The sequence below is a fragment of the Lysinibacillus sp. TE18511 genome (assembly GCF_054062295.1).
In genome coordinates, this window is sequence record NZ_JBSSFD010000042.1 from 1 (window position 1) to 12,614 (window position 12,614).

The window sequence follows — 12,614 nt, forward strand, 5'->3', positions numbered from 1 at the left end:
GGTCACGAAGGCGTTATCACAGGACGTGATGCTCTTAGCCTTCGTTCCCCTATCGCTGATCCCCAAGGAGTCGCCCAGTCTCCACTCCAATCAACCATTTACACTTATTATGTCACGCTAATTTATAGTTATAAAACGAAACTTCAACAATGTTTTTTGTGCGAAAGAGAAGCGACAGCAACAATGTTTTTTGTGCGAAAGCGCAATGCTAACGTAGCGGCAGCGACTTGTTTATCAGCTCGATGTTCGCCCACAGCATAGCTAGTAGCTCAGAACGGAAATCATCATCATTTAAAGCGTCACAACGTTCACAAAGATTTCTTTATCATTTTGTTTTTCCACATAATAAAAACTCGTAACCAATTTAGACATGGCTACGAGTTTTTAGTTAGCTTATTTTGTGAAAGATAATATGGCGTTTTTCTTAAATCCACCTAAAGCTTTTGTTGCTTCATTTTTATTTGTGTATTCAAAAATACGAACGTCCTTTTTCTCAAATACTGTAATAACCCACATTGTAAAATCTCCCTTCAAATATGTTTATGTTTTTGTAATATAACAACCACTAAAATCGTGATACTTTTGAAAACTGTTTTATAACAACCTCTTACTTGATTCCTATTCTACTCCGATTTTTATAAAAATAAAGCCTAATGTGAAGGTCTTCACAAACTGTTCAAATTCATAACGCTTTCATTGAACAATTTGTGAATTGTGGTTTTTCCCCCTTAAGATTTGGGTACAGCAACCAAAAAAATTCCGCTCCTTCTTCACGCCACATATGTAGCAGAAGAGATGCGAAATTTTTAGGGAAGGTTTCATTCACTTTATATTTTGCTTCATTAAATGAGCGATTTGCTGCTCATTTGTATGTTTGATTTCTTCTAACTTTTGTATAACTAATTGCCGCCTTTTATTTGAATGATTCTAAAAGCCACTGGTATGTACATTAGCAAATCCCCCTTTGTTATTCGCTACACAAATGCTCCATGAGTGTGGCATAATCCAAATTGCCGTATTGTATAACTTGCCCATCCTTTTCTACTACTGGAATCATTAACATATATTTTTCATGTATGCTCTCATCTTCTTCAATATCAATAATTTCAATATCGAAATCTATATCCTCCTGCACAAGCTTTAATGTATGCAGTCCCTCTACACATAATCCACAATTAGCTCGACTAAAAAATTTCACGTTCACTTACAGCACCTCCATAAAGTAATTATAAAACGAAACAATTATCTATAAGTAAGATACTGTAATCCCCCCTTACTTGCCAACTCTCTTATTAGTATTAATCCCTTATGATAGGCCTCTAACTAGAAAAAAACTGTGCAAGAAACTTACTTCCTGCACAGTCTTCTCGCATATTATTTTTTTAAATGACTATCTAAGAATTTAATCATTGCATTATAGAATTCAATACGGTTTTCTTCATTTCTGAAGCCATGGCCTTCATTGTCCTTCAGCATATATTCGACATCAACGCCTCTTGCACGTAATGCCTCAACGATTTGATCAGATTCAGCCTTATTTACACGTGGGTCATTTGCGCCTTGTGCTACAAATAATGGCGTTTTAATTTTATCCACATGGAAGACAGGTGAAGCTGCTGTTAATAGCTCTTTATCCTTCTCCGGATGCCCTACGCGCTCATAAAGTTGGTCACGCATTGTTTCCCAATATGGAGGAATTGTATTTAATAATGTAAAGATATTCGATACACCTACATAGTCAACTGCTGCTGCATATAAATCTGGTGTAGTCGTGATACCAGCTAACGTTGCATAACCACCAAATGATGCACCGTAAATCCCGATGCGTTCTGGGTCTGCAATACCTTGGTCAATTGCCCATTGTACACCATCTGTAATATCATCTTGAATTTTTAGACCCCATTGCTTATTACCCGCTTCTAAGAATTCTTTTCCGTAACCCGCAGAAGAACGGAAATTCACTTGTAGCACGGCATAACCACGGTTTGCTAGTAATTGCACTTCTGGATTAAAGCCCCACATATCGCGTGCCCACGGACCACCATGTGGATTGACGATCAGTGGTAAGTTTTTAGCCTCTTTGTTTTTCGGTAAAGTTAAATAACCGTTAATTGTTAAGCCATCTCGACTCTTATAAGAGATTGGATGCATTTCTGCAAGCTCCTCTGGGTTTAACCAAGGGCTTAATGTCGCCATTTCTGTTAATTCATCTGTTGTTGAATCATAGTAATAATATTTCCCGTAAACAGTGTCACTAGAAACGCTAACAATGAATTTTGTCATCTCTTTGTTGTAATCATTGATGCCTAATTCACTTTCAGGCACACCTAATTTGTTTTGGATTTTACGGAATAGTTTTTCAAATTCCTCGTCAAAGAATTGATAATGTAGCTTATCTGTTACATATGCCCCATACAATACTTTATCTTTCTCAGCATTATATAATACACTTGATACATCCACTTCTGAGTTGGACATAATTACTTCTTCTTTACCTTCTAAATCATATTTAACCACTTCTACTTTATCTCTTCCTTTATTAGAAGTAGCGTAAATATATTTATTGTCTTTGGAGAAACTAAAAGGACTTACATCATCCCCGGCTTCTATTTCAATTAATGGCTTGAATTCATCTTTTTCTGAATCACGATAAAGGACCGTTCCTTCTACACCGTCTGAAACTACTGCCACTCGAACATTGCCATCACGATCTGCTAACCAGCTACTAACATTACCTGGATTTTTAGCAACGTGTGTTGTTTTACCAGTCTTCACATTCAGCTTGTACACATCAAAGACTTTGGCATCTTCTTTATTCATCATAATAAGGATTTCGTCTTTAACGCCCTCTAAACCACTTAGTAACCCAACTGTTACATTTGGATAAGGTGTTAAATCCTTTTCCTCATTACCATTAAATGATGTTGAATAAATGTGGAAGTTTTCATCTCCACCTTTATCCTTTACATATAGTAAATTATCATCTTTCCAGAAAGATCCACCGATATCGCGATCCGTTGAGCTAGATACACGTACTGGCTCGCTATCGTCATTCATTTTTTTCACGAAAACATTTGAACGATTTTCCCATTCAGCATTATACGTAATGTAATTACCATCTGGTGAAAGTGAATAGCCAAAGTTTCCTGGATTTTTCACGAAATCTTCGACGGAAATTTCTTTCACACCTTCATTATTCACACCGTTTTTCACAGCTTTAGCATTGTTTAAAATTTTCACTGCATCTTGTTTAGAAATCGTTTCACTATTTGAAAGACCGTTAAATAAACCAAGCTTATTGGCTTTTTCCCGATACTCAGCAAGGGTTGCTTCTTTTTCCTCTTTATCTAAGGCTCTTACTAAAATACGTGCTGCTTCATCACGTTTAATTTTCGAACTTAAATCTTTTAATTCTTCACCTTTTACCCACTGATCAATAATTTGCTGGCGCATTGTTTGTGATCCATGTTGGTATGTTAGTGCTGTGACAGTTAAATCTAGAAACTCCTTAGCAGATAAACTTTCCTCTTTTACTTCTACTTGACTACTAGTTTCATTGGCAGCGCGCACTTCCTGCATAGATACAGGAATGACAACAGATGTTGTTAAAATAACTGCTAATGATGCTGATAAAAATCTTTTTTTCAAAATGATTCCTCCTTATATCAGTCCGCGTTATATCATTTGTCAACACAATGAAATTATAACAACTTTAGCAATTTTGTCAATTATTGGGTTCGATAATTAAAAGAGATAAAAGCGATCAAGTACAAGAGATATCCTGAGCCTCTTTTGGATGTCACGACTTCATCTTTGTGATCACCAGATGTTACACTTCCATCTTCCTCTTTAACACTCAAAATATAGCATTAATTTTAAAATTTATAAAATCAATATTTGTTAATTTTGGAACACGTTTTGATAATCTATTGTTGTAGTTGGACAACCGTTGTTACTAAAGAGCCCGAAGCAAAAGTAAACGCTCCACCACTTTTGCCTGAGGGATCGAAGCGACGTAGCGCTTTAGCCTAGACGAAAACTACGCACTTGGTTACCCACAACTTAAAAATCTATAGTTTCCTTAACAACTAGAAAAAGACTGTGTAAGAAGCTTACTTCCTGCACAGTCATTCTTTTGTATTATTTTTTTAAATGACTATCTAAGAATTTTAGCATTGCATTATAGAATTCAATTTTGTTTTCTTCATTATGGAAGCCATGACCTTCATTTTCTTTCAGCATGTACTCTACATCTACGCCTCTTGCACGTAATGCTTCAACGATTTGGTCAGATTCAGCTTTATTGACACGTGGGTCATTTGCACCTTGAGCTACAAATAATGGTGTTTTAATTTTATCCACATGGAAGATCGGTGAAGCAGCTGTTAATAGCTCTTTATCCTTTTCTGGATGACCTACACGTTCATACCACATGTTACGCACTGTTTCCCAATATGGAGGGATTGTATTTAATAATGTAAAGATATTCGATACACCTACATAATCAACTGCTGCTGCATATAGATCTGGTGTAGTCGTGATACCAGCTAACGTTGCATAACCACCAAATGATGCACCGTAGATTCCGATGCGTTCAGGGTCTGCAATACCTTGGTCGATTGCCCATTGTACACCATCTGTAATATCATCTTGGATTTTTAGACCCCATTGCTTATTACCAGCTTCAAGGAATTCTTTTCCGTAACCAGTTGAAGAACGGAAATTCACTTGCAGTACTGCATAACCACGGTTTGCTAGTAATTGCACTTCTGGATTAAAGCCCCACATATCTCGGTACCATGGACCACCATGTGGATTAACGATAAGTGGTAAGTTTTTAGCCTCTTTGTTTTTCGGTAAAGTTAAATAACCATTAATCGTTAAGCCATCTCGACTCTTATAAGAGATTGGATGCATTTCTGCAAGCTCCTCTGGGTTTAACCAAGGGCTTAATGTTGCCAATTCTGTCAATTCATCCGTTGTTGAATCGTAGTAATAATATTTTCCGTAAACAGTGTCACTAGCAACGCTAACAATGAACTTTGTCATATCTTTGTTGTAATCATTGATGCCTAATTCACTTTCAGGCACACCTAATTTGTTTTGGATTTTACGGAATAATTTTTCAAAGTCCTCATCAAAGAATTGATAATGTACCTTATCTGTTACATAGGTACCGTATAATAATTTATCTTTATCAGCACTATATAATACGCCTGTTACATCCACTTCAGGGTTGGACATAACTACTTCTTCTTTACCTTCTAAATCATATTTCACTACTTCTACTTTGTCTCTTCCTTTATTAGAAGTTGCATAGATATGTTTATTGTCTTTAGAGAAAGTAAGTGGCATTACTTGTTCCCCTGCTTCGAACTCTATAAATGGCTTGAATTCATCTTTTTCTGAATCACGATAAAGCACCGTTCCTTCTACACCATCTGAAGCAACTGCCATACGCACATTGCCATCACGATCCGCTAACCAGCTAATAATATTCCCTGGGTTTTTAGCAACATGTGTAGTTTTACCAGTCTTTACATTCAGCTTGTACACATCAAAGACTTTGGCATCTTCTTTATTCATCATAATAAGGATTTCATCTTTAACGCCCTTTAAACCGTTTAATAATCCAACTGTTACATTTGGATATGGTGTTAAATCCTTTTCCTCATTACCATTAAATGATGTTGAATAAATGTGGAAGTTTTCATCTCCACCTTTATCCTTTACATATAGTAGATTATCATCTTTCCAGAAGGATCCAGCGATATCACGATCTGTTGAACTAGATACACGTACTGGCTCGCTATCATCATTCATTTTTTTCACGAAAACATTTGAACGATTTTCCCATTCAGCGGAATACGTTATGTAATTACCGTCTGGCGAAAGTGAATGACCAAAACTTCCTGGATTTTTCATAAAATCTTCAACGGAAATTTCTTTCACGCCTTCATTATTTACACCGTTTTGCACTTTTTTCGCATTATTCAGAATCTTAACTGCATCTTGTTTAGAAATTGTTTCACTATTTGAAAGACCGTTAAATAAACCAAGCTTATTGGCTTTTTCTTGATACTCAGCAAGTGTTGTTTCTTTTTCCTCTTTATCTAAGGCTCTTACTAAAATACGTGCTGCTTCATCACGCTTAATATTGGCACTTAAATCTTTTAATTCTTCACCTTTTACCCACTGACTTATGATTTGCTGACGCATTGTCTCTGATCCATGTTGGAATGTTAGAGAAGTGACAGCTAAATCTAGAAATTCCTTTGCAGATACATGTTCCTCTTTTACTTCTACTTGACTGCTAGTTTCATTGGCAGCGCGCACTTCCTGCATAGAAACGGGAATGACAGTAGATGTTGTTAAAATAACTGCTAATGATGCTGTTAAAAATCTTTTATTCAAAATTTCTTCCTCCTTATATCAGTTCACGTTATATCGCTTGTCGATACAATGAAAATTATAACAATTTTAGTCTTTTTGTCAATAATTGAAAATATTTAAAGAAAAATTTCCTTTTAAACCAATGAAAATGCGAATTGCACATATACCGTATGAAATTTGTTTAGAACGACATACTAAATACTGCAATAAACTATGACATTAAGGAGGCGTTTTTTTTGTCACAATCGTTTTACAATGAACCATCTAACCAAACATCATTCAACCAACAGCACAGCCTAAATCATGGTGGACATGAAGTAATGGACATGCATGAAACACTTGGCGAAATCATTGCTGGTATGAATCAATCTATTCTTTTACGACCTCAGGTTAAGGACACTGAGTTACTTAGCATTTTGGATCGCCAATATAATTTCACATTAGGCATGTATAACACAATTGTGGAGTCATTTAAAACGGGTCATGATCCATCTGTTCCTACAGGTCGTTATCAAATGGAAACAGGGCATGATTTTAAATTCGGCTTAAACCCTGGACAGCCAAAAAAGCCTATGCAAAATGCGAGTGAAATCAATGATGAAGCAATTTCTGGCTTCTTACTTGGTGCTCAAAAAGGCGCGGCAAAATGTATGACTGCGGCTGCAACAGAAACGACAAACCCTGTCGTTCGTCGTGTTGTTGCAGATAGTATTCCCAACTGCATCGAAATGGCATACGAATTATCTATTTACCAAAATAAGCATGGCTATTATCAAGTACCTCAATATTCTCAACAAGATATGCAAACGATGCTTAATTCATTTGACACTACAAAAAATCCTCTTCATTAAATACAAAAAGAGCAGTCCCTATTGTGATGAAAAATCACTAGGGATTGCTCTTTCCTTATTAAAGTACTTTTCCTAAAAAGGCTTTTGTTCGTTCATTTTGTGGGTTACTGAAAATTTCTTTAGGTGTTCCCTCTTCAACAATATAGCCACCATCCATGAAGACAACACGATCGCCAACTTCACGAGCAAAGCCCATTTCATGTGTAACAACAATCATCGTCATTCCTTCAGCGGCTAGATTTTTCATAACATCTAACACCTCTTTTACCATTTCAGGGTCAAGTGCAGAAGTAGGTTCATCAAATAAAATAGCTTTTGGCTTCATTGCTAAAGCACGAGCAATGGCAACACGTTGCTGTTGACCACCTGAAAGCTGTTCAGGATAGTTATAAGCCTTACTATCAAGACCAACCTTTTTCAAGAGCTCATGTCCGAGTGCTTCCGCTTCCGGCCTTCCCATTTTACGGATTTGCATTGGCGCCATCGTCACATTATCAATAACAGTCATATGTGGGAATAAATTAAATTGCTGAAACACCATCCCCACTTCAGCTCGAATCGCATTAATATTTGTTTTTGGATCATTAATTTTGACATTCTCGATATAAATTGCACCATCTGTTACTTCTTCTAGCATATTGATGCAGCGTAAAAATGTACTTTTCCCCGAACCTGAAGGACCAATAACACAAACAACTTGCTTTTCTTGTATTTCATAATCAATACCCTTTAATACTTCCAGCTTGCCAAAATATTTGTGTAAATTTTCAATCTTAATCATCGTGCTTCCCGCCCTTCTGCCTTACGAGGGACATAGCTATTACTAAATCGTTTTTCAATAAATGCTACAACCTTTGTTACACCATACGTTAAAATTAAATATAATAAGGCTGCAACAATATATGGTTCCCAGAAACGGAAGCTAGCACCTGCTACTACTTTACTTGCATATAAAATATCTGGAGCCGCAATAACGGTTACTAAAGATGAATCCTTTAATAAGGCGATAAATTCATTGCCTAGCGGCGGAATCATACGTCTAAAAGCTTGGGGTAAAATAACTTTACGCATCGCTTGGTTATGCGTTAAGCCAAGAGAACGAGCTGCCTCCATTTGCCCTTTAGCAATACTTTGAATGCCCGCACGGAAAATTTCTGCATTGTATGCCGCACAATTTAAAATAAGTGCCGTAATCCCTGAAACCATATAGCCTAATGAATGTCCAAAAATTGTCGGTATCACCGCTAAGTGAATTAATAAGATTTGCACGAGCATCGGAGTCCCACGGAATAAATCTACATATAACTTACATGGCCAATAAATCCATTTTTTATTTGATAATTTTCCAAGACCTAAAAATAACCCTAAAAGAATTCCTCCAAAATAACCACTAAGTGTTAAAACAAGCGTCACGCCAATACCACGTATAAACATATCACGGTAGTTCCAGACTGTGTCCCAGCGTAAGTCAAAGATGTCCATCCGAAAACCCCACTTCCCCTTTAGAGTTAGTCCAAAAAATCAATTTCGCCTTGGTGTAATTGTGTTTTAAATTGTGCCTAGACCTGCACGAAGGCCGACACGAGAACCTCATACTCATTCATCCTGCCACCTTTAGAGGTGGGAGTCTTCTGTAGCTGACACTTTGCTTTCGCTACAGAAGACATTTGCTGAATGAAAATAAATGAGCCGCTAGCATAACTATACTAGTGGCATCATGCATTTATTTTTTTTCTTTAAATTCTGTGCCTGTAATTTCTTTTAATTTACCGTTTTCTTTAATTTTTTTCAGACCTTCATTTAGTAGGTTTAACAACTCTGTATTCCCTTTTTGAACCATAAACCCATAATATTCTTTTTCAAATGCATCATCTTCTATTACTTTAAGTTTTTCATTTGGATGTGCCTTAATATATTCATACACTACCGCATTATCACCAATTGCTGCGTCTACGTTTCCGTTTAGCATCTCTTGAATAGCGATTGGTTGATTTTCAAACGCCAAAATATTCGTACTTAATTCCCCTTGAAGCTTTTTAGCAGCTTCGTGTCCAGTAGCATTAATTTGTACTGAAATCTTTTTATCTTTTAATTCAGCTAATGATTTAATCTTTGAATCTTCCTTTACAACGATTAATAATTGAGATTCATAATAGGGCTCAGTAAAGTCAAATGACTCTTTACGCTTTTCATTAATTGTTATGCCAGATGCACCGATATCTGTTTCACCATTTTTAATCGTTTGGAATACGGGCTCCCAACCAATGTTTTGCCATTCCACTTCAAAGCCCATTTCATCAGCAATTGCTTGTAAAATATCGACATCAATTCCTACAACATTTCCTTTATCGTCAAGTGATTCAAATGGCGCAAAGGTAGCTTCTGTTCCTACCTTATAAACTTTTTTACCATCTTCACCCGCAGATGGCTCACTACCAGATGATGTCTTTTCTTTAGCACCACAGCCAGCTAGAACTAGTGCAAATGCTGCCACGATCATTAGTATCATCGATAAACTTTTTTTCATAGTATTTTCCCCCTTATTCAATTACCTTCCCGAAATATATTTTATTATTTATTAATTCGGAAATGTTAGACTATTAGGTCAATTATAGTGACATTATTCACTTTAGACAACAACAATTCGCATAAAAGTAATTGTTTTTTCATAAAAATTAATTTCAGTTGGTTTTTTTTAGTAGAAAACGGTATGAGTGAACAAAAATCTAATCTAACTTGTATATTTATACATATTTGAACTATGCCAAAGATAGATATATTTTGGCAAAAAAAAAAGAATCCCCTCAGATAGGATTCTTTTTTCCGACTAGTATACTAGTCTTCACGTACGGTATGTTCACTAAAAAATAATTTGGAGTTGTTGCTTTTTTGAAGGTTTGAAAGGAACATATATGGGAATAATGCTACTAAGCAGAATTTCCACTATTTTCCCCTCATTCTCCAGTAAGCAGGCTGCTAAACTACTTATTAGGAGAATTGAGCTATAAATGTAAATCAAATAATCAGTAAAATGGCGCCCTCGGAGGGAATCGAACCCCCAGTTAAATAGTCCAAAAATTAATTTGAATTAATTAATAACGAGGACTGGATATTGACACATCAATGTTTCCCACTGCATGTATCATAACGAGAGTCATTGAACCTAAACCGAACTCGGTTCGTTATCAACAACAATTTCATATTATACACACATTCTTATCACTCTTCAACGTATTTGTATGAATATTTTCAACGGAGTTTCTTCTATATTATAGTGAAATATCGAAAAGAAACCAAAAAAAATTCGCCCACACAATTAATGTGTGAGCGTTTTTTTTCATAGACATTGAAATGCCAGAAGGCACAAGAAACTGAGCTAAGGAATGGAAGATTTCCTATTGTATATGTACATAACTTCAATACAAATAAACGTTACAAACTAGGCAACCTATGTAAATTTAAAATAATATTACACGTTTGCGAAAAATCTTCTTTCCCCATTGCTGTGCGTTCATGGTAAAGATCAGATATCAATTTCAAATACGGAATTGTCATTTCAGTCATTTCGTCCAATTCTTCCGCTGTTAATTTCGAATAAGTGATTACGAAACCCTTAGCTGAATTTATCATCAATTGAATTTGAATATCGTCCTCAGTGAAATCAGATTCAATGTGCATGTACGATTTAGCAAATTCTAAATCAATATCGCTAAATTTTGTGTTCAATAAATCTACTGCCATACGATTTCCACCTTTCATAAAATATTTATTTTATTGCAAAAGAAAAGCTCCCGAAGGAGCCTGTATTACGCAGTTGCATCTTTGATAATTTTAATTCCGTTTGGATCTAATACTTTACCCTGAGATAAAATATCAATTATTGATGTGTGAACAGCATTTGCAGCGCTATACGGATTTTTGTATTCCGCTTTCACTCCGACACCATAAGCTTTAGGGTTCATAACGACCATTTTTGCTTTTCCATTCATATCAACCACGAATGTGTGGCTACCAAAAATAGTTCCGACTGAACCATTAGCACTTTGTTCAGTTTTCAATACTAATGCACCAGATGCGTCTGTTAAATTAATGACATCAGCAAGGCTATTTACAACGATGATTGATTTTGCTGTATTGTTTTGAACGTATTCACCAATAGCAGATACAATCGTTTCTGTTGTTACACCTTTGAATGTGTCATTAATTTTAATACCTTTAATTAATTCTTTTTCGTCTTGTGAGTTGTAGTCCAAAATTGATTGGAATTGCAGTCCGCTACCGTCTTTATTACCATGACCTAATGCTTGTTTGGCATATGTTTTCAATGTGCGTTGCACTTGTTTTGGTTTGAGAGTTCCGATAACTTCTTCTTTCGTGTCATTATACAAATGTTTTGAAATTGCAATAGCATCTCCAACACGTTTACGGTTATCGAATTTCACTTTTGCGAATGTTAAATCATTCGAAGCAATTTCTTTTGTATCTGTGTCATTGTAAATGCCAGCTTCAACATCATCGAAAGCAATTAATCGTTCCGCAACTTCTTTAATTTCAAAAATATCAAATTGTGTAGCCACACTCGGCATTTCACCAGATTGTAAAATATCAAGAATCGTTTGTTCTTTCATTTCTTTGGCTGTGTTTGAACTTGTGTTCATAATAAATTTCCCCGTTTCATTTTTTATTTATGCTTTTTCATTCACCCACAATGATTTGTAAACAAATGAAAGAGCACGAATTAATCGTGCTCAATTGTTTTATGCTTTTTGCACTTCTTCGTACCATTTTGTAGCTTTATCGCCTTTGTGCTCACCAGAATCAAGCATATAGAATACTTCACCTTGTTCAAGTTCACGTACTGTGAATTGAAGCTCAACAGTTTCTTCTTCGATTCCGCCTTCGAAAGTTTGAGCAGTAATGCTTGGTGGAGCAAATTTACACGCATATAAAACAAAGTAAACTTTTTCAGTCGTACCCAATTTGTTTCGTTCGAATAAAATTGCTACTTCAGGTGCAATGTCAGTTGATTTAACTAATACTCCGCCATTTTCCACACTTGAACCGAATAGTAATTCATATTCAGACATTGTTAAGCCAGATACAGTTAATGTACCTTCACCGCCAGTGAAAATGAAATCACTGAAATCAATTGCATTATCAGCATAGAATTGAACGTTTTCGTAAGCCAATTCTGCTTCAATAGCTTTTGCTCCTGAGATTGGCACTGGTGTACCGAATGTAGAACCTGTAATAGGAGCTACGTGAATAGAACGGAAACCGCTTAAACGTTTTTCATTTTATTTTCCTCATTTCATTAATTTCACTAACGTCGCACGAATTTTAATTGAATTTTCTGTTTTCTAATTCTTC

General features: G+C 35.8%; 11 protein-coding genes. 1 reads left to right on the plus strand and 10 read right to left on the minus strand.

The annotated features are described in order from the left end of the window. Positions 1–393: 393 nt before the first annotated feature. The 4 genes from ACVWXS_RS21360 to ACVWXS_RS21375 form a co-directional block, all read right to left on the minus strand. Entirely contained in the window at positions 394–516 is a 123-nt protein-coding gene (locus ACVWXS_RS21360; protein ID WP_263297453.1) for a hypothetical protein, read from the minus strand. 451 nt (positions 517–967) lie between these two features. Beyond that, entirely contained in the window at positions 968–1,204 is a 237-nt protein-coding gene (locus ACVWXS_RS21365) for a glutaredoxin family protein (protein WP_349661842.1), read from the minus strand. Positions 1,205–1,374: 170 nt separating this feature from the next. Continuing rightward, complete coding sequence (locus ACVWXS_RS21370) at positions 1,375–3,648, minus strand: prolyl oligopeptidase family serine peptidase (RefSeq protein ID WP_456960072.1); 2,274 nt, start codon at positions 3,646–3,648, stop codon at positions 1,375–1,377. A 492-nt stretch (positions 3,649–4,140) separates the two neighbouring features. Beyond that, positions 4,141–6,414, minus strand: a complete 2,274-nt coding sequence (locus ACVWXS_RS21375) for a prolyl oligopeptidase family serine peptidase (protein ID WP_456960073.1) — start codon at positions 6,412–6,414, stop codon at positions 4,141–4,143. 215 nt (positions 6,415–6,629) lie between these two features. Between ACVWXS_RS21375 and ACVWXS_RS21380 the strand changes: the two genes are divergently transcribed. Then, positions 6,630–7,244 carry a spore coat protein gene (locus ACVWXS_RS21380; protein WP_068985960.1) on the plus strand — a complete coding sequence of 205 codons (615 nt, stop codon included), beginning with the start codon at positions 6,630–6,632 and terminating at the stop codon, positions 7,242–7,244. 58 nt (positions 7,245–7,302) lie between these two features. On the opposite strand, the gene ACVWXS_RS21385 is transcribed toward ACVWXS_RS21380, so the two are convergent. The 6 genes from ACVWXS_RS21385 to ACVWXS_RS21410 form a co-directional block, all read right to left on the minus strand. After that, positions 7,303–8,025 (minus strand): amino acid ABC transporter ATP-binding protein, encoded by a 723-nt coding sequence (locus ACVWXS_RS21385; RefSeq protein WP_068985961.1) that lies wholly within the window; start codon positions 8,023–8,025, stop codon positions 7,303–7,305. Beyond that, positions 8,022–8,726 carry an amino acid ABC transporter permease gene (locus tag ACVWXS_RS21390; RefSeq protein ID WP_374965339.1) on the minus strand — a complete coding sequence of 235 codons (705 nt, stop codon included), beginning with the start codon at positions 8,724–8,726 and terminating at the stop codon, positions 8,022–8,024. The genes ACVWXS_RS21385 and ACVWXS_RS21390 overlap by 4 nt, the downstream gene beginning before the upstream one ends. A 241-nt stretch (positions 8,727–8,967) precedes the next feature. Then, complete coding sequence (locus ACVWXS_RS21395) at positions 8,968–9,771, minus strand: transporter substrate-binding domain-containing protein (RefSeq protein WP_456960074.1); 804 nt, start codon at positions 9,769–9,771, stop codon at positions 8,968–8,970. A 905-nt stretch (positions 9,772–10,676) separates the two neighbouring features. Continuing rightward, a complete protein-coding gene (locus ACVWXS_RS21400; RefSeq protein WP_456960075.1) occupies positions 10,677–10,985 on the minus strand; it encodes a head-tail connector protein in 309 nt (102 codons plus the stop codon). Between the two features lie 65 nt (positions 10,986–11,050). Beyond that, positions 11,051–11,902: a hypothetical protein gene (locus tag ACVWXS_RS21405; protein ID WP_456960076.1), complete on the minus strand. Its 852-nt coding sequence runs from the start codon at positions 11,900–11,902 to the stop codon at positions 11,051–11,053. Positions 11,903–12,001: 99 nt separating this feature from the next. Further along, entirely contained in the window at positions 12,002–12,511 is a 510-nt protein-coding gene (locus ACVWXS_RS21410) for a major tail protein (RefSeq protein ID WP_456960097.1), read from the minus strand. Positions 12,512–12,614: the final 103 nt, after the last annotated feature.